The organism is Pseudomonas phoenicis (assembly GCF_047302395.1).
GTDB lineage: Bacteria > Pseudomonadota > Gammaproteobacteria > Pseudomonadales > Pseudomonadaceae > Aquipseudomonas.
The window spans coordinates 1692031-1710198 of sequence record NZ_CP154852.1 but is presented as its reverse complement, the minus strand read 5'-3'; the positions used below and the strand labels follow the sequence as shown (position 1 = coordinate 1710198).

The 18168-nt window shown below is 60.8% G+C and carries 18 protein-coding genes; 17 read left to right on the top strand and 1 reads right to left on the bottom strand.

The window, feature by feature from the left end:
• Positions 1 to 85: 85 nt before the first annotated feature.
• The 17 genes from mnmG to AA0Z93_RS07670 all read left to right on the top strand — a co-directional run bounded on the left by mnmG (position 86) and on the right by AA0Z93_RS07670 (position 16546).
• Positions 86 to 1978, top strand: a complete 1893-nt coding sequence (gene mnmG / locus AA0Z93_RS07750) for a tRNA uridine-5-carboxymethylaminomethyl(34) synthesis enzyme MnmG (RefSeq protein WP_413045665.1) — start codon at positions 86 to 88, stop codon at positions 1976 to 1978.
• Positions 1975 to 2625 carry a 16S rRNA (guanine(527)-N(7))-methyltransferase RsmG gene (gene rsmG, locus AA0Z93_RS07745; protein WP_413045666.1) on the top strand — a complete coding sequence of 217 codons (651 nt, stop codon included), beginning with the start codon at positions 1975 to 1977 and terminating at the stop codon, positions 2623 to 2625. Before mnmG ends, rsmG begins: the two co-directional genes overlap by 4 nt.
• 18 nt (positions 2626 to 2643) lie before the next feature.
• Positions 2644 to 3432: a ParA family protein gene (locus AA0Z93_RS07740; RefSeq protein WP_413045667.1), complete on the top strand. Its 789-nt coding sequence runs from the start codon at positions 2644 to 2646 to the stop codon at positions 3430 to 3432.
• Positions 3433 to 3441: 9 nt separating this feature from the next.
• Positions 3442 to 4314, top strand: coding sequence for a ParB/RepB/Spo0J family partition protein (locus AA0Z93_RS07735; protein ID WP_413045668.1), 873 nt, complete (start codon positions 3442 to 3444; stop codon positions 4312 to 4314).
• Positions 4315 to 4462: 148 nt separating this feature from the next.
• Positions 4463 to 4870: a F0F1 ATP synthase subunit I gene (locus tag AA0Z93_RS07730; RefSeq protein ID WP_413045669.1), complete on the top strand. Its 408-nt coding sequence runs from the start codon at positions 4463 to 4465 to the stop codon at positions 4868 to 4870.
• A 16-nt stretch (positions 4871 to 4886) separates the two neighbouring features.
• Positions 4887 to 5756 (top strand): F0F1 ATP synthase subunit A, encoded by an 870-nt coding sequence (gene atpB, locus AA0Z93_RS07725; protein ID WP_296267082.1) that lies wholly within the window; start codon positions 4887 to 4889, stop codon positions 5754 to 5756.
• 146 nt (positions 5757 to 5902) lie between these two features.
• Positions 5903 to 6160 (top strand): F0F1 ATP synthase subunit C, encoded by a 258-nt coding sequence (atpE, locus tag AA0Z93_RS07720; protein ID WP_003097235.1) that lies wholly within the window; start codon positions 5903 to 5905, stop codon positions 6158 to 6160.
• A gap of 58 nt (positions 6161 to 6218) precedes the next feature.
• A complete protein-coding gene (locus AA0Z93_RS07715; RefSeq protein ID WP_296267080.1) occupies positions 6219 to 6689 on the top strand; it encodes a F0F1 ATP synthase subunit B in 471 nt (156 codons plus the stop codon).
• A 12-nt stretch (positions 6690 to 6701) separates the two neighbouring features.
• Positions 6702 to 7238, top strand: a complete 537-nt coding sequence (locus tag AA0Z93_RS07710) for a F0F1 ATP synthase subunit delta (RefSeq protein ID WP_296267079.1) — start codon at positions 6702 to 6704, stop codon at positions 7236 to 7238.
• 21 nt (positions 7239 to 7259) lie between these two features.
• A complete protein-coding gene (atpA, locus tag AA0Z93_RS07705) occupies positions 7260 to 8804 on the top strand; it encodes a F0F1 ATP synthase subunit alpha (RefSeq protein WP_313738947.1) in 1545 nt (514 codons plus the stop codon).
• A 49-nt stretch (positions 8805 to 8853) separates the two neighbouring features.
• Positions 8854 to 9714: a F0F1 ATP synthase subunit gamma gene (gene atpG / locus AA0Z93_RS07700; protein ID WP_413045670.1), complete on the top strand. Its 861-nt coding sequence runs from the start codon at positions 8854 to 8856 to the stop codon at positions 9712 to 9714.
• A gap of 27 nt (positions 9715 to 9741) precedes the next feature.
• Positions 9742 to 11118, top strand: a complete 1377-nt coding sequence (atpD, locus tag AA0Z93_RS07695) for a F0F1 ATP synthase subunit beta (protein WP_296267076.1) — start codon at positions 9742 to 9744, stop codon at positions 11116 to 11118.
• 44 nt (positions 11119 to 11162) lie between these two features.
• The gene (locus AA0Z93_RS07690) at positions 11163 to 11588 is read left to right on the top strand and encodes a F0F1 ATP synthase subunit epsilon (RefSeq protein ID WP_296267075.1); all 426 of its coding nucleotides are present in this window, start codon (positions 11163 to 11165) and stop codon (positions 11586 to 11588) included.
• A gap of 115 nt (positions 11589 to 11703) precedes the next feature.
• Positions 11704 to 13071 carry a bifunctional UDP-N-acetylglucosamine diphosphorylase/glucosamine-1-phosphate N-acetyltransferase GlmU gene (gene glmU / locus AA0Z93_RS07685; RefSeq protein ID WP_413045671.1) on the top strand — a complete coding sequence of 456 codons (1368 nt, stop codon included), beginning with the start codon at positions 11704 to 11706 and terminating at the stop codon, positions 13069 to 13071.
• 171 nt (positions 13072 to 13242) lie between these two features.
• Positions 13243 to 14019: a DeoR/GlpR family DNA-binding transcription regulator gene (locus tag AA0Z93_RS07680; protein WP_413045672.1), complete on the top strand. Its 777-nt coding sequence runs from the start codon at positions 13243 to 13245 to the stop codon at positions 14017 to 14019.
• Between the two features lie 2 nt (positions 14020 to 14021).
• Positions 14022 to 15857 (top strand): glutamine--fructose-6-phosphate transaminase (isomerizing), encoded by a 1836-nt coding sequence (glmS, locus tag AA0Z93_RS07675; protein ID WP_413045673.1) that lies wholly within the window; start codon positions 14022 to 14024, stop codon positions 15855 to 15857.
• Between the two features lie 242 nt (positions 15858 to 16099).
• Complete coding sequence (locus tag AA0Z93_RS07670; protein ID WP_413045674.1) at positions 16100 to 16546, top strand: DUF6516 family protein; 447 nt, start codon at positions 16100 to 16102, stop codon at positions 16544 to 16546.
• 86 nt (positions 16547 to 16632) lie between these two features.
• On the opposite strand, the gene AA0Z93_RS07665 is transcribed toward AA0Z93_RS07670, so the two are convergent.
• On the bottom strand, positions 16633 to 18132 hold the full coding sequence (locus AA0Z93_RS07665; RefSeq protein WP_413045675.1) for a Fic family protein: 1500 nt from the start codon (positions 18130 to 18132) through the stop codon (positions 16633 to 16635).
• Positions 18133 to 18168: the final 36 nt, after the last annotated feature.

Sequence of the window (18168 nt, the reverse complement as noted above, 5' to 3'; positions counted from 1 at the left end):
CTCAGACGGTTTCTTTGCGAGGGGTGAATTCCCTATACTTGCCGGCTTACCTTCTTTATTCGCAAAAACAGGCACGAGGTGCGTGGTGGATTTCCCTTCCCGTTTTGAAGTGATCGTCATCGGCGGCGGCCATGCCGGTACCGAGGCTGCGCTTGCCTCAGCACGCATGGGTGTGAAAACCCTGTTGCTGACCCACAACGTGGAAACCCTCGGTCACATGAGTTGCAACCCCGCCATCGGCGGCATCGGCAAGAGCCATCTGGTCAAAGAGATCGATGCGCTCGGCGGCGCCATGGCGTTGGCCACCGATATGAGTGGCATCCAGTTCCGCGTGTTGAACAACCGCAAAGGCCCTGCGGTGCGGGCCACCCGTGCTCAGGCCGACCGTGCCATCTACAAGGCGGTGGTACGCGAGATCCTGGAAAACCAGCCCAACCTGTGGATATTCCAGCAGGCCTGCGACGACTTGATCGTCGAACAGGGCGAGGTCAAAGGCGTGGTCACGCAGATGGGTCTGCGTTTCCATGCCGATGCCGTGGTACTGACCACCGGCACCTTCCTCGGCGGACTTATCCACATCGGCATGCAGAACTACTCCGGTGGTCGCGCCGGCGATCCGCCCGCCATGGCCTTGGCCCAGCGCATGCGCGAACTGCCGCTGCGCGTCGGTCGCCTGAAGACCGGTACGCCACCGCGCATCGACGGCCGTTCGGTGGACTTCTCGGTAATGACCGAGCAACCCGGCGACACACCGATCCCGGTCATGTCGTTCATGGGCGACGCGCAACTGCATCCGCGTCAGGTCAGTTGCTGGATCACCCACACCAACGCACGTACCCACGAGATCATCGCCGCCAACCTCGACCGCTCGCCCATGTACTCGGGCATGATCGAAGGCATCGGCCCGCGTTACTGCCCGTCGATCGAAGACAAGATCCATCGCTTCGCCGACAAGGACAGCCACCAGGTGTTCATCGAGCCCGAGGGCCTGAACACCCACGAGCTGTATCCCAACGGCATCTCCACCTCGCTGCCCTTCGACGTACAGCTGCAAGTGGTGCGCTCGATCCGCGGCATGGAGAACGCGCACATCGTGCGTCCGGGTTATGCCATCGAGTACGACTACTTCGACCCGCGCGACCTCAAGTACAGCCTGGAAACCAAAGTCATCGCCGGTCTGTTCTTCGCCGGGCAGATCAACGGCACCACCGGCTACGAAGAAGCCGGCGCGCAAGGTCTGCTGGCCGGCACCAACGCTGCGCTGCGTGCGCAGGGCAAGGACAGCTGGTGCCCGCGCCGGGACGAGGCGTACATCGGCGTGCTGGTGGACGACCTGATCACCCTCGGCACCCAGGAGCCGTACCGCATGTTCACCTCGCGCGCCGAATACCGGCTGATCCTGCGCGAGGACAACGCCGATCTGCGCCTGACCGAAAAGGGCCGCGAGCTAGGCCTGATCGACGACGCACGTTGGGCCGCGTTCTGCGCCAAGCGCGAAGGCATCGAGCGCGAAGAGCAGCGCCTCAAGAGCACCTGGGTACGCCCCAATACCCCGCAGGGCGATGCCGTGTCGGAAAAATTCGGTACGCCCCTGAGCCATGAGTACAGCCTGCTCAACTTGCTGACCCGCCCGGAAGTCGACTACGCCGGCCTGATCGAAGTGACCGGCGGCGAGGCGGTACCGGCGCAGGTGGCCGAGCAGGTCGAGATCAAGACCAAGTACGCCGGCTACATCGACCGCCAACAGGACGAAATCGCCCGCCTGCGCGCCAGCGAAGACACCCGCCTGCCTGTGGATATCGACTACACCGGGATTTCCGGGCTGTCCAAGGAGATCCAGGGCAAGCTCGGCCAGACCCGCCCCGAAACCCTGGGGCAGGCCTCGCGCATTCCGGGCGTCACGCCGGCGGCGATTTCCCTGTTGCTGATCCATCTGAAGAAACGCGGCGCCGGTCGCGAACTGGAGTTGAACGTTTGAGCGAGCAGGTTTCCCCGCAACACGCCAGAGAGTTGTCCACAGGTGCCGAGCAACTGAGCGTTGCCCTGAACGCGCGTCAGCACGAACTGCTGCTGGCCTATCTGGGCCTGTTGATCAAATGGAACAAGGCCTACAACCTGACCGCGGTACGCGACCCGGACGAAATGGTGTCGCGCCACCTGCTCGACAGCCTGAGCGTCATGCCGTTTATCCACAGCGACAGCCAGCGTTGGCTGGACGTGGGTAGCGGCGGCGGTATGCCAGGCATTCCGCTGGCCATCCTGCATCCGCACAAACAGGTCACGGTGCTGGACAGCAACGGCAAGAAAACCCGCTTCCTGACCCAGGTGAAAATGGAGCTGAAGCTGGACAACCTGCAAGTTGTCCACAGCCGCGTGGAAGCCTTCCAGCCTGCCGAACCGTTCAGTGGCATCGTCTCCCGTGCGTTCAGCAGCATGGAGAACTTCACCAACTGGACGCGCCACCTCGGCGACCTCTCCACGCAATGGCTTGCAATGAAGGGGCTGCATCCTGCCGATGAACTGGTAGCATTGCCGCCTGACTTCACAGTGGAAAGCGAACAGGCCTTGACCGTCCCCGGTTGCCAGGGCCAGCGCCATTTACTGACACTGCGCCGCAAGGCATGACAGGGAACACGCGCAATAATGGCTAAGGTATTCGCGATCGCGAACCAGAAAGGTGGCGTAGGCAAGACCACCACCTGTATCAATCTCGCTGCCTCGTTGGCAGCGACCAAGCGCCGTGTGTTGCTGATCGACCTCGATCCGCAGGGCAACGCCACCATGGGCAGCGGCGTCGACAAGCATGAGCTCGAACACTCGGTGTACGACCTGCTGATCGGTGAGTGCGACCTGAGCCAGGCCATTCACTATTCCGAGCATGGCGAATTCCAGTTGCTGCCGGCCAACCGCGACCTCACCGCAGCCGAAGTGGTGCTGCTGGAAATGCAGATGAAGGAGAGCCGCTTGCGCAATGCGCTGGCGCCGATTCGCGACAACTACGACTTCATCCTCATCGACTGTCCGCCCTCGTTGTCGATGCTGACGCTCAATGCGCTGGTGGCCTCCGACGGCGTGATCATCCCCATGCAGTGCGAATACTACGCACTCGAAGGGCTGAGCGACCTGGTCGACAACATCAAGCGCATCGCCGCCAAGCTCAACCCGGAGCTGCGCATCGAAGGCCTGCTGCGGACCATGTACGATCCGCGCCTGAGCCTGAACAACGAAGTCTCGGCGCAGCTCAAGGAACACTTCGGCGAGCAGCTCTACGACACCATCATTCCGCGCAACATCCGCCTTGCCGAGGCGCCGAGCCACGGCATGCCGGCCCTGGCCTACGACAAGTCGTCGCGCGGCGCCCAGGCCTACCTGGCACTGGCCGGCGAGCTGGTGCGTCGGCAACGTCAATCACGCACTGCGAAGGCACTCTGAGGATCGCGCATGGCCGTTAAGAAACGAGGTCTGGGACGTGGGCTGGATGCGCTGCTCAGCGGTCCGTCCGTCAGCGCGCTCGAAGAGCAGGCTGTCCAGATCGACCGCAAGGAACTGCAGCAACTGCCGGTGGAGCAGATCCAGCGCGGCAAGTACCAGCCGCGCCGCGACATGGACCAGCAGGCGCTCGAGGAACTGGCCCAGTCGATCCGTACCCATGGGGTGATGCAGCCGATCGTGGTGCGCCCCATCGGCGAATCGCGCTTCGAGATCATCGCCGGCGAACGGCGTTGGCGCGCCACCCAGCTGGCCGGTCTGGACAGCGTGCCGGCCATGGTCCGCGAGGTGGCCGACGAAGTGGCCATCGCCATGGCGCTGATCGAGAACATCCAGCGCGAAGACCTCAACCCTCTGGAAGAGGCCATGGCGCTGCAGCGCTTGCAGCAGGAATTCGAACTGACCCAGCAACAGGTGGCCGACGCCGTAGGCAAGTCGCGGGTGACCGTGGCCAACCTGCTGCGGTTGATTTCGCTGCCCGAGGCGATCAAGACCATGCTGGCCCACGGCGACCTGGAAATGGGCCATGCCCGTGCGCTGCTCGGTTTGGACGAACAACGGCAGGTGGAAGGGGCGCGTCATGTTGTCGCACGTGGGCTGACCGTGCGCCAAACCGAGGCACTGGTGCGCCAGTGGCTCAACGGGCCAAGTGAGCCGGTCGAAGCCAGCCCGTCCGATCCGGACATCACCCGCCTCGAACAGCGTTTGGCAGAGCGTTTGGGGTCTGCGGTGCAGATTCGCCATGGCAACAAGGGCAAAGGCCAGCTGGTGATTCGTTACAACTCCCTGGACGAGTTGCAAGGTGTACTTGCCCACATTCGCTGAAACAATTGCGGTTGTAGCGTGTAGGCGGAAATCACTACCAAGAGTTGAATAGGGGTTAATCCACCCCTATACTCTGCGCGCATTTTGTCGGCACAAATTATGCCAAGTCGTTGCTGGCTTGACGGTCGACTTTCGAGGAGCAGTTGTGATGGAAATCCGCACGCCAAACCGCCTGCCTTTCCATCGCTGGGCGGTTTTTCCGGTACTGCTGGCTCAATGCATCGTTTTCCTGCTGGCGACTCTGGTGTTGTGGCTGTGGCAAGGCGCGGTCAGTGGTTATTCAGGTCTCTGCGGGGGGCTGATTGCCTGGCTACCGAATCTGTACTTCGCCTGGAAGGCATTCCGCTTCAGCGGTGCCAGGGCAGCACAGGCCATCGTCAAGTCGTTCTATGCGGGCGAAGCAGGCAAGATGATTTTGACGGCAGTGCTGTTCGCACTGACCTTCGCAGGCGTGAAACCCCTGGAGCCGCTGGCTGTATTCGGCGTCTTCGTACTGACCCTTCTGGTCAGTTGGTTCGCACCCCTGCTCATGAATAAAAGACTTTCGAGACCTTAGGGCGTTTGAGGCAACCATGGCAGCAGAAACCGCTTCGGGCTATATCCAGCACCACTTGCAGAACCTGACCTACGGTCAACTACCAGACGGCACCTGGGGCTTCGCCCATTCGGCTGCAGAAGCCAAAGCGATGGGCTTCTGGGCGTTCCACGTGGACACGCTCGGCTGGTCGGTCGCCCTGGGTCTGATCTTCCTGTTCATCTTCCGTCTGGCAGCCAAGAAGGCCACTTCCGGCCAGCCTGGCGGCCTGCAGAACTTCGTCGAAGTGATGGTGGACTTCGTCCACGGCAGCGTGAAGGACTCCTTCCACGGCCGCAGCCCGGTGATCGCACCGCTGGCGCTGACCATCTTCGTCTGGGTGTTCCTGATGAACGCCGTCGACCTGATTCCGGTCGACTGGATCCCGCAACTGGCGATCCTGATCTCGGGCGATCCGCACATTCCGTTCCGCGCCGTCTCCACCACCGACCCGAACGCGACCCTGGCCATGGCCTTCTGCGTGTTCGCGCTGATCATCTTCTACAGCATCAAGGTCAAGGGCCTGGGCGGCTTCATCGGCGAGCTGACCCTGCACCCGTTCGGCAGCAAGAACATCTTCCTGCAGATCCTGCTGATTCCGGTCAACTTCCTGCTCGAGTTCGTCACCCTGATCGCCAAGCCGATCTCGTTGGCACTGCGACTGTTCGGCAACATGTACGCCGGCGAGCTGGTGTTCATCCTGATCGCGGTCATGTTCGGTTCCGGCCTGCTCTGGCTGAGCGGCCTGGGTGTGGTGCTGCAGTGGGCGTGGGCGGTGTTCCACATCCTGATCATCACCCTGCAAGCTTTCATCTTCATGATGCTGACCATCGTCTACCTGTCGATGGCCCACGAAGATAATCATTAAGACCGCCTGGCGTGTCTGATAGTCTTCCCCCCGCTGTTTGGGGGGGAGGGCTTAAAACGTCCGCAAGGGCAGTTGTACCGAACGATCCCGTTTATCGCTTCAAACTGAAAAACCTAACCAATACGACGTAAAAGTCGGGAGGAAAGATGGAAACTGTAGTTGGTCTTACCGCTATCGCTGTTGCTCTGCTGATCGGTCTGGGTGCTCTGGGTACCGCCATTGGTTTCGGCCTGCTGGGCGGCAAATTCCTGGAAGGCGCTGCTCGTCAACCAGAAATGGTTCCGATGCTGCAGGTCAAGATGTTCATCGTTGCGGGCCTGCTCGACGCCGTAACCATGATCGGCGTTGGTATCGCTCTGTTCTTCACCTTCGCAAACCCCTTCGTTGGTCAGATCGCCGGCTGATCACTCGTTTCCAACGAGTGAATGGCTGTGATGAACGAAGACCGAGCGAGGTGTTGGCGTGAATATTAATGCAACCCTGATTGGCCAATCCGTTGCTTTCCTGATTTTTGTCGTCTTCTGCATGAAGTACGTATGGCCTCCGGTCATCACTGCTCTGCACGAGCGTCAGAAGAAGATTGCCGACGGCCTGGACGCTGCCAACCGCGCTGCTCGTGACCTGGAGCTGGCCCAAGAAAAAGCGGGTCAGCAACTGCGCGAAGCAAAAGCACAGGCGGCTGAAATCATTGAGCAGAGCAAGAAACGTGCTGCTCAGCTGGTAGACGAGGCCCGTGAACAGGCCCGTGTCGAAGCTGACCGCGTGAAGGCTCAGGCTCAGGCCGAGATCGAACAGGAACTGAACAGCGTCAAAGACGCCCTGCGTGCCCAAGTGGGTGCCCTGGCCGTTGGCGGTGCTGAAAAGATCCTTGGCGCCACAATCGATCAAAACGCGCATGCGGAGCTGGTTAACAAACTGGCCGCTGAAATTTAAGCGAGGGCGATCATGGCAGAACTGACCACGTTGGCCCGACCTTACGCTAAGGCTGCCTTTGAGCATGCCCAGGCCCAGCAGCAACTGGCCAATTGGTCAGCCATGCTCGGCCTGGCTGCTGCGGTATCGGAAGACGATACGATGCAGCGCCTGCTCAAGGCCCCGCGACTGACGAGCGCAGAAAAGGCCGCCACGTTCATTGACGTGTGCGGTGACAAGTTCGATGCACAAGCACGTAATTTCATCCACGTCGTTGCGGAAAACGACCGCCTCCTGCTTCTGCCGGAGATCGCGTCGCTGTTCGACCTGTACAAGGCCGAACAGGAGAAATCCGTCGATGTGGAAGTCACCAGTGCGTTTGCATTGAACCAAGAACAGCAAGACAAACTCGCCAAGGTTCTCAGTGCACGGCTAGGCCAGGAAGTTCGCCTGCACGCGTCGGAGGATGCCAGCCTGATCGGCGGCGTCGTCATCCGCGCAGGCGACCTGGTAATCGATGGCTCTGTTCGCGGCAAGATCGCGAAACTGGCCGAAGCATTGAAATCTTGAGTTTGAAGGGGCAGCAGAGCAATGCAGCAACTCAATCCTTCCGAAATTAGTGAAATCATCAAGGGCCGCATCGAGAAACTCGATGTCAGCTCCCAAGCCCGTAACGAAGGCACCGTAGTCAGCGTTTCCGACGGTATCGTCCGGATCCACGGCTTGGCCGACGTCATGTACGGCGAAATGATCGAGTTCCCAGGCGGCGTCTACGGTATGGCGCTGAACCTGGAACAAGACTCCGTTGGTGCCGTCATCCTGGGTGCATACACCACCCTGGCCGAAGGCATGAGCGCCAAGTGCACCGGTCGCATCCTCGAAGTGCCGGTCGGCAAAGGCCTGCTGGGCCGCGTCGTCGACGCCCTGGGCAACCCGGTCGATGGTAAGGGCCCACTGGCCACCACCGAAACCGACGCCGTCGAGAAAGTCGCACCTGGCGTGATCTGGCGTAAGTCGGTAGACCAGCCTGTACAGACTGGCTACAAGGCTGTCGATGCCATGATCCCGGTCGGCCGTGGCCAGCGCGAGCTGATCATCGGTGACCGTCAGATCGGTAAGACCGCTCTGGCGATCGACGCGATCATCAACCAGAAAGACAGCGGCATCTTCTGCGTCTACGTGGCCGTCGGCCAGAAGCAGTCGACCATCGCCAACGTCGTGCGCAAGCTGGAAGAAAACGGTGCCCTGGCCAACACCATCATCGTTGCCGCCAGCGCCTCGGAATCGGCCGCACTGCAGTTCCTGGCACCTTATGCCGGCTGCACCATGGGCGAATACTTCCGTGACCGCGGTGAAGACGCCCTGATCGTCTACGACGACCTGTCCAAGCAGGCCGTGGCCTACCGTCAGATCTCCCTGCTGCTGCGCCGTCCGCCAGGACGCGAAGCGTACCCAGGCGACGTGTTCTATCTCCACTCCCGTCTGCTGGAGCGTGCATCGCGCGTTTCCGAAGAGTACGTCGAGAAGTTCACCAACGGTGCCGTAGTCGGCAAAACCGGCTCGCTGACCGCACTGCCGATCATCGAAACCCAGGCTGGCGACGTTTCCGCGTTCGTTCCGACCAACGTGATTTCCATCACCGACGGTCAGATCTTCCTGGAATCGGCCATGTTCAACTCGGGCATCCGTCCTGCAGTGAACGCCGGTGTTTCGGTATCGCGTGTAGGTGGTGCCGCTCAGACCAAGATCATCAAGAAGCTGTCCGGCGGCATCCGTACCGCGCTGGCTCAGTACCGTGAACTGGCGGCCTTCGCCCAGTTCGCGTCCGATCTGGACGAAGCGACCCGCAAGCAGCTCGAACATGGCCAGCGCGTTACCGAGCTGATGAAGCAGAAGCAATACGCCCCAATGTCCATCGCGGACATGGCGCTGTCGCTGTACGCCGCTGAGCGTGGCTTCCTGACCGACGTCGAAATCGCCAAGATCGGCAGCTTCGAACAAGCACTGATCGGCTTCTTCAACCGCGATCACGCCGATTTGATGGCCAAGATCAACGTCAAGGGCGACTTCAACGACGAAATCGACGCAGGCCTCAAAGCCGGCATCGAGAAGTTCAAGGCCACCCAGACCTGGTAAGCCGCAGCGGGGGCTTCGTGCCCCCGCTTGCTAACCTGATAGGTGATACATGGCAGGCGCAAAAGAGATTCGCAGTAAGATTGCGAGCATCAAAAGCACGCAAAAAATTACCAGCGCCATGGAAAAAGTGGCGGTCAGCAAAATGCGCAAGGCTCAACTGCGCATGGCTGCTAGCCGTCCCTATGCGGAGCGTATCCGCCAGGTGATCGGTCATCTGGCCAACGCCAACCCGGAATACCGCCACCCGTTCATGATCGACCGCCCTGTGAAGCGCGCCGGTTATATCGTGGTGAGCAGTGACCGTGGTCTGTGCGGCGGCTTGAACACCAACCTGTTCAAGGCCTTGGTCAAGGACATGAACGACAACCGCGAACAGGGCGTCGAAGTCGACCTGTGCGTGATCGGCAGCAAGGGTGCGGCGTTCTTCCGCAGCTTTGGCGGCAACGTCGTAGCAGCCATCAGCCACTTGGGCGAGGCGCCATCGATCAACGATCTGATCGGCTCCGTCAAAGTGATGCTCGATGCCTACCTCGATGGCCGTATCGACCGTCTCAGCGTGGTGTCGAACAAGTTCATCAATACCATGACGCAAAAACCTACGGTCGAGCAGTTGGTACCGTTGGTTGCAACCCCGGATCAAGAACTCAAGCACCACTGGGACTACCTCTACGAACCCGATGCCAAAGAGCTGCTGGACGGCCTGATGGTGCGTTACGTGGAATCGCAGGTCTATCAGGCGGTGGTCGAGAACAACGCCGCTGAACAAGCGGCCCGGATGATCGCCATGAAGAACGCCACAGACAACGCCGGTGACCTGATCAGCGAACTCCAGCTGATCTACAACAAGGCGCGTCAGGCTGCGATCACCCAGGAGATCTCGGAAATCGTCGGCGGCGCTGCCGCGGTTTAACGGTTCACATATTCAGAGGATCCAGCTATGAGTAGCGGACGTATCGTTCAAATCATCGGCGCCGTCATCGACGTGGAATTCCCACGTGATGTCGTGCCGAGTGTTTACAACGCGCTGAAAGTACAAGGCGCGGAAACCACCCTCGAAGTTCAGCAGCAGCTGGGCGACGGCGTGGTTCGTACCATTGCGATGGGCTCCACCGAAGGCTTGAAGCGCGGCCTGGACGTCACCGATACCGGTGCCGCCATCTCCGTGCCAGTCGGCAAGGCCACCCTGGGCCGCATCATGGACGTCCTGGGCAACCCGATCGACGAAGCTGGCCCGATCGGCGAAGAAGAGCGTTGGGGCATTCACCGCGCCGCGCCTTCCTTCGCTGAACAAGCGGGCGGCAACGACCTGCTGGAAACCGGCATCAAGGTCATCGACCTGGTCTGCCCGTTCGCCAAGGGCGGTAAAGTCGGTCTGTTCGGTGGTGCCGGTGTCGGCAAGACCGTCAACATGATGGAACTGATCCGTAACATCGCCATCGAGCACAGCGGTTATTCCGTGTTCGCCGGTGTGGGTGAGCGTACTCGTGAGGGTAACGACTTCTACCACGAGATGAAGGACTCGAACGTTCTGGACAAAGTTGCTCTGGTCTACGGCCAGATGAACGAGCCGCCAGGAAACCGTCTGCGCGTGGCACTGACTGGCCTGACCATGGCCGAGAAGTTCCGTGACGAAGGTAACGACGTTCTGCTGTTCGTCGACAACATCTACCGTTACACCCTGGCCGGTACCGAAGTGTCCGCACTGCTCGGCCGTATGCCGTCGGCCGTAGGCTACCAGCCGACCCTGGCCGAAGAGATGGGCGTTCTGCAAGAGCGCATCACCTCCACCAAGCAAGGTTCGATCACCTCGATCCAAGCGGTATACGTACCAGCGGACGACTTGACCGACCCATCGCCTGCGACCACCTTCGCCCACTTGGACGCCACCGTCGTACTGTCCCGTGACATCGCCTCCCTGGGTATCTACCCAGCGGTCGATCCACTGGACTCGACTTCGCGCCAGCTGGACCCGAACGTGATCGGCAACGAGCACTACGACACCGCCCGTGGCGTCCAGTATGTCCTGCAGCGCTACAAAGAGCTGAAAGACATCATCGCCATCCTGGGTATGGACGAACTGTCCGAAGCCGACAAGCAACTGGTATCGCGCGCTCGTAAGATCCAGCGCTTCCTGTCGCAGCCGTTCTTCGTGGCCGAAGTCTTCACCGGTGCCTCGGGCAAATACGTTTCCCTGAAAGACACCATCGCTGGCTTCAGCGGCATCCTCAAAGGTGACTACGACCACCTGCCAGAACAAGCGTTCTACATGGTCGGCGGCATCGAAGAAGCGGTTGAGAAAGCCAAGAAACTGTAATCCCGGCGCCCCGCAAGGGGCGCTAATCAGGTTGAGGCAAGCAGATGGCTATGACAGTCCATTGCGATATCGTCAGCGCGGAAGGAGAGATCTTCTCCGGCCTGGTCGAGATGGTAGTTGCGCACGGTAACCTGGGTGATCTTGGTATCGCTCCGGGCCACGCGCCGCTGATCACCAATCTCAAGCCTGGTCCGATCACGCTGACCAAGCAGGGCGGCGACCGCGAGGTGTTCTACATCTCCGGTGGTTTCCTCGAAGTGCAGCCGAACATGGTCAAGGTGCTTGCCGATACCGTGCAACGTGCTGCAGACCTGGACGAAGCTTCTGCTCAGAACGCCGTCAAGGCAGCCGAGCAGGCCCTGAACGAAAAAGGTGCCGACTTCGACTACAGCGCCGCATCCGCGCGCTTGGCCGAGGCTGCAGCGCAGCTGCGCACCGTCCAGCAGATCCGCAAGAAGTTCGGCGGTTAATCCCGCACGCTTCAGGCAGATTGAGAAAAAGGGTAGCCATCGGCTACCCTTTTTCTTTTTGCGCGGTCCCATTTCCCATCGGTCAGCGCCTGACCGCCCAGCATTGGTAGTTTCCATGTCCCTCGATATCGTCATTCTCGCCGCAGGCCAGGGCACCCGCATGCGCTCGGCGCTGCCCAAGGTACTGCACCCGGTCGCCGGCAATTCCATGCTCGGCCACGTTATCCACAGCGCACGCCAGTTGCAGCCCCAGGGCATCCACGTGGTGATCGGCCATGGCGCCGAGCAGGTGCGCGAGCGTCTGGCGGCCGACGACCTGAATTTCGTCATGCAGGACAAGCAACTGGGTACCGGCCACGCCGTCGCCCAGGCGCTGCCGGCGATCACCGCCGATACGGTGCTGGTGCTCTACGGCGACGTGCCGCTGATCGAAGTCGAAACCCTGCAGCGCCTACTGGCCAAAGTCACCGAGCAGCAGCTCGGCTTGCTGACCGTCACCTTGGACGACCCCACCGGCTACGGCCGCATCGTGCGCAACGACGCAGGCCAGGTGACCGCCATCGTCGAGCACAAGGACGCCAGCGAAGCGCAGAAAGCCATTCGCGAGGGCAACACCGGCATCCTGGCGCTGCCGGCCGCGCGTCTGGCCGACTGGATGGATCGTCTGTCGAACGACAACGCCCAAGGCGAGTACTACCTTACCGACGTGATCGCCATGGCCGTCGGCGACGGCCTGACGATCGCCACCGAACAGCCGTACCACGCCATGGAAGTGCAGGGCGCCAACGACCGTCGGCAACTGGCCGAGCTCGAGCGCCACTACCAGTTCCGCGAAGCCGGCCGCCTTATGGCCCAGGGCGTCACCCTGCGCGACCCGGCGCGCTTCGACGTACGCGGCCAAGTCACTGTCGGCCGCGATGTGCTGATCGACATCAACGTGATCCTCGAAGGCACCGTGGTCATCGAAGACGACGTACAGATCGGCCCCAACTGCGTGATCAAGGACAGTACCCTGCGCAAAGGCGCGGTGGTCAAAGCCAACAGCCACCTCGACGGCGCGGTGCTGGGCGAGGGCAGCGATGCCGGCCCGTTCGCACGCTTGCGCCCGGGCAGCGTGCTGGAGGCCAAGGCCCATGTGGGTAACTTCGTGGAACTGAAGAATGCGCACCTGGGCGAAGGCGCCAAGGCCGGGCACCTGAGCTACCTGGGCGATGCCGAGATCGGCGCGCGCAGCAACATCGGCGCCGGCACCATCACCTGCAACTACGACGGCGCGAACAAATTCCGCACCGTGCTGGGCGAAGACGTGTTCATCGGCTCCAACAGCGCCCTGGTGGCGCCTGTGGATATCGGCTCGGGCGCCACAACGGCGGCGGGCTCGACCATTACGCAGAACGTCGAAGCCGCGCAGTTGGCGGTGGGGCGCGCGCGGCAGCGCAATATCGACGGGTGGAAGCGCCCGGAGAAGATCAAGAAGCCTTGATCGGGCATCAGCTGTAAATGGAGCCGACTGTGGATAAGTCGGCTTCATCGTTAATGGGTTAGCCGCAACTCAGGCTAAGACAGATATCCACAAGCAAACTGTCCTTGACGAAGCCACCCATCTGAGTTTTGATTGCGACCATTATCTTTCGAATCGAAACTTAAAATTCCAATGTCGAAACGTAACACGCCCCAACGTCGCCATAACATCCTTGCCCTGCTGGCCGAGCAGGGCGAGGTCAGTGTCGATGCCTTGGCCAAACGCTTCGCAACCTCCGAAGTCACCATCCGCAAAGACCTCGCCGCCCTGGAAGCCAACGGTCTGCTGCTGCGGCGCTATGGCGGCGCGGTGACCGTGCCGCAGGAACTGCTGGCCGAGCCTGTGCAACCCGTCTCGGCCTACAAGCAGGCCATCGCCCGTGCCGCAGTGGGGCTCATTCGCGAGCACGCGCGCATCATCATCGACAGCGGCAGCACCACCGCTGCCATGATCGGCCAGCTCGGCCGCCAGCCAGGCCTGGTGGTGATGACCAATTCCCTGCACGTGGCCCGCGCCATCGGCGAGCTGGAGCACGAGCCGGTGCTGCTGATGACCGGCGGCACATGGGACCCGCATTCCGAATCCTTCCAGGGCCAGGTCGCCGAACAGGTGCTGCGTTCCTACGACTTCGACCAGCTCTTCATCGGCGCCGACGGCATCGACCTGGAACGCGGTACCACCACCTTCAACGAGCTGCTGGGCCTGAGCCGGGTGATGGCCGAAGTGGCCCGTGAAGTGATTGTGATGGTTGAGTCCGACAAGGTCGGGCGAAAGATTCCCAACCTCGAGTTGCCGTGGGGCCGAGTGAACACCCTGATTACCGACGACCGCCTGCCCGCCGAGGCACGCGAACAGATCAAAGCCCGTGGCGTGACCCTGATCTGCGCCACGATCAGCCAGGAGCAATGACCATGTGTGGAATCGTAGGCGCCATCGCCGAACGCAACATTTCGACCATCCTCATCGAAGGCCTCAAGCGCCTGGAATACCGCGGCTACGACAGCGCCGGCCTGGCGGTCTACGGTGCCCAGCAGGGTTTGCAGCGCTGCCGCCGCACCGGCAAGGTGCGCGAGCTGGAAAGCGCCGTCGCCGCCGACCCGCTGGCCGGCCAACTGGGCATCGCCCACGTGCGCTGGGCCACCCATGGCGCGCCGACCGAGCGTAACGCCCACCCGCACTTCTCCAGCCATGACGTAGCGGTGGTGCACAACGGCATCATCGAGAACTTCGAAGCCCTGCGCGAAGAGCTCAAGGGCCTGGGCTACGTGTTCGCGTCCGAGACCGACACCGAAGTCATCGTCCACCTTATCCACAACATCCTGAAGACCACCCCGGACCTGGCCGATGCGGTCAAGGCCGCCGTGCAGCGTCTGCACGGCGCCTACGGCCTGGCCGTGGTCAGCGCCGCGCAGCCCGATCGCCTGGTGGCGGCGCGCAGCGGCAGCCCGCTGGTCATCGGCCTGGGCATCGGGGAAAACTTCCTCGCCTCCGACCAACTGGCCCTGCGCCAGGTCACCGATCGCTTCGTGTACCTCGAAGAAGGCGACATCGCCGAAATCCAGCGCGAGCAGGTCAGCATCTGGAACCAGGCCGGCCAGGCCGTGCAGCGCGAGACCGTGCAGTACCACGAAGGCGCCGAAGCGGCCGACAAGGGCCAATACCGGCACTTCATGCTCAAGGAAATCCACGAGCAACCCGACGTGGTGCAGCGCACCCTCGAAGGCCGGCTGGGCAAGGACCACGTGCTGGTGCAGGCCTTCGGCCCGCAAGCGGCCGAGCTGTTCACCAAGGTGCGCAACGTGCAGATCGTCGCCTGCGGCACCAGCTACCACGCCGGCATGGTCGCCCGTTACTGGCTGGAAAGCCTGGCCGGCATTCCCTGCCAGGTCGAAGTGGCCAGCGAGTTCCGCTACCGCAAGGTGGTGGTGCAGCCCGACACCCTGTTCGTCTCGATCTCGCAGTCCGGCGAAACCGCCGACACCCTGGCCGCGCTGCGCAACGGCAAGGCCCTGGGCTTTCTCGGCAGCCTGGCCATCTGCAACGTCGGCATCAGCTCGCTGGTGCGCGAATCCGACCTGACCCTGCTGACCCTGGCAGGACCTGAGATCGGCGTGGCCTCGACCAAGGCCTTCACCACCCAGCTGGTGTCGCTGATGCTGCTGACCCTGGCCCTGGGCCAGGTGCGTGGCACCCTCGAAGCCGGCGTCGAAGCCGAGCTGGTCGAAGAACTGCGCCGCCTGCCGACCCGCCTGGGCGAAGCCCTGGCCATGGACGGCACCGTCGAGAAGACCGCCGAGCTGTTCGCCGACAAGCACCACACCCTGTTCCTCGGCCGCGGCGCGCAGTACCCGGTGGCCATGGAAGGGGCGCTCAAGCTCAAGGAGATCTCCTATATCCACGCCGAAGCCTACCCAGCCGGCGAGCTCAAGCACGGCCCGCTGGCCCTGGTCGACGCCGATATGCCGGTGGTTACCGTAGCGCCGAACAACGAACTGCTGGAGAAGTTGAAATCGAACTTGCAGGAAGTGCGCGCGCGGGGCGGCGAGCTGGTGGTGTTCGCCGACGAGCAGGCGGGGATGAGCAATGGCGAAGGCACGCATGTGATCAACATGCCGCACATCATCGATGCGCTGGCGCCGATCCTGTATACGATTCCGTTGCAGTTGCTGTCGTATTACGTGGCGGTGTTGAAAGGGACGGATGTGGATCAGCCGCGGAATTTGGCGAAGTCGGTGACGGTGGAGTGAGGCGCTGGTAGACAGTACAGCGTTGGTTGCACGGATTATAGATTGACACAATGCGCAAACCCCCGTGATTACGGGGGTTTACCGTTTCTGGGCATACCCGTTAGCCCAGATCGGCAGCCTCGCTCGTTGGTGGGGGTAGTGTAGGCGCTAGAACCACAATCGCCAGCGTGCCTGGTAGCGGGACTCTCATTCAGTTGCCGCTGTGTGGGCAACACCTGGAGCAGGCTAAACAACAGCCGAATGTGCTGAAGTTCGTGGGCACATTGTTTTCCTTGTCGATAGATACTCCAGAATTCGGTAGAAGCGAATCCATCCCTGACGAATTGATCCCATACCTTCATGCCATGGTCGCTGAGGAGCTTGGAGGCACCGCTGCGAGTTTGGAGAAGCGTGAAAAGGGATGGCACCTCAGGATTGATCTACCGCACGGCTGGTGGTGGTTACTGCGGCTGCAATCGCTGACGAATTACTCTTACATGTTTTTCAGCCCTTTTGAGAAAAAGCAGGTGTATCGGGCTGACTCTGCTCCGCATCATCACGATCTCCCGTTTTTTCCTGACCATGAGCACGCCCGTCCTGACAGAAATTCGGATGTCCATTCCCCAAGCTTTTTGTATGGCAACCCATGTTTTGATTTCAAACGACTACGACAGATCAGCGATCAGCGAATGTCCGCTTTCAGCCAATAGCGGTCACTGGCGCGCATCGGCTTTCGATACCCCGTAACGTTTAGATGACGCTCGCTGTTAGCCATTCAGTCGCCGCAGTTGCCGGACTATCGCTCATCCGGCTCTGCATCGGCCTCTGCCAAAAGGGCCTGGGCGTGCTCTTCTAGGAAGTCGAAAACCTCCTCTTGAATATACCCGTTGTATTGCTTGCGCCGGCCCTTCGATACGACCCCGTTCTGGTCCAAGCACTGCATGATCAGCTTACTCAAGAGGCTACCGCGCACGTCGTAGTTGTCATTAACCACCTTGAACAACGTGTCGTAGCGTTGCAAGTACTCGGTTTCCTCCCTCAACTCGATTTCCAATGCGCGCTTGGCCATTTCCAGCGTGAAGGCCACACATTCGGTCGCATCCCAATAGCGGTAGAGGCTTGGGTCGCCGATGAAGTCGAGTGACATGTTGTCGGCATCAATCCAACGAACGTCCCAGAATTGCCGCGCGGGTTTCGAGAAGCTTTGCAGCGCTTCAAGATAACGTTGCTCTTCTCGTTTCATGGCGACGGAAACCGGCAGTAATAAACCGTTCTCCAGTGCACCGCTGCAGCATAACGCCTGGTGTATCAAGAAGCGCGACAGTCGACCATTACCATCCATGAAGGGGTGCAAGAAAACGAACCCGAAAGAGGTAATGCCAGCGGCCACTAAAGGATCAAGTTCCAGAGGCGCACGGTTTGCAAAGGCCATGAGTTCGAACATCAGATCCCGACAAAGCTCTGGAGGCGGCGGGACATAGGTCACCCCTGCCGCTCCACGAAAGGAGTTGGTCAGGTGATTCTGTTCATGCCGGAAAGCCACTGCCCATTCAAGCGGTTGGGAAATCGCATTGTTTTGTAGTGAAACCAAGTAGTCTTCAGTGAGCGGCTGGCGGTCATGCGCCTGGCGCAGCAACTGGATAAAACGCTCTGACTTCTGCTGGCTAGGTGCTTCCTTTTCAATCGCGAAGGAGGAATCTGTCTCGCTCAAGTACGCCCAATTGATGGCGCGGTCCATCATCCCCTTCGGCAGGGAGGCAATGAATTCCTTCGAACGCCCTAGAATGTCGTATTTGAGCAGGGCTTGGACCTCAGGCGTGCGCTCTACAGTTGCGCAATACTGGAGCGTCCCTAAACCATTGAAGTCCACGCGCCATCGGTTGTTTCGCACCGATGGGCCCGTGATGTATCGCTCCGGATCAAAAAGCAGGACGCTGGAGCCTCGAGGCTTATCCGTATAGTCCAGTGAACGGTCGGAATAAGCTTCCCAGAGAAAGCAGATTTTGCGCAGATAGCCGCTGCTGGGGGATTGGGTTATGGCCTGTACGAGCAATCGGCCTTCAATGCGAGGCAGAGCCTGCGCCAAAATAGAGAGGTCAACGCCCTCATGTTTGAGGGCAAAGATGATGTGGGCAAGAAAATCACCCGCCTCGGGTGCCACCGTCTGCGGCACTGCGAGCGCACCGTTGATCCGCTCGATGCGAGTGACGGGTTGAACAAGTGCAGGCCTTTTTACCGCGATAGCCTTCAGCCCCATCGCATCGATCAAATGGGCGTAACCCACCAGATTTCCCATTCATTCCCCCACCGATGACCAGATTTTCTTAACCGC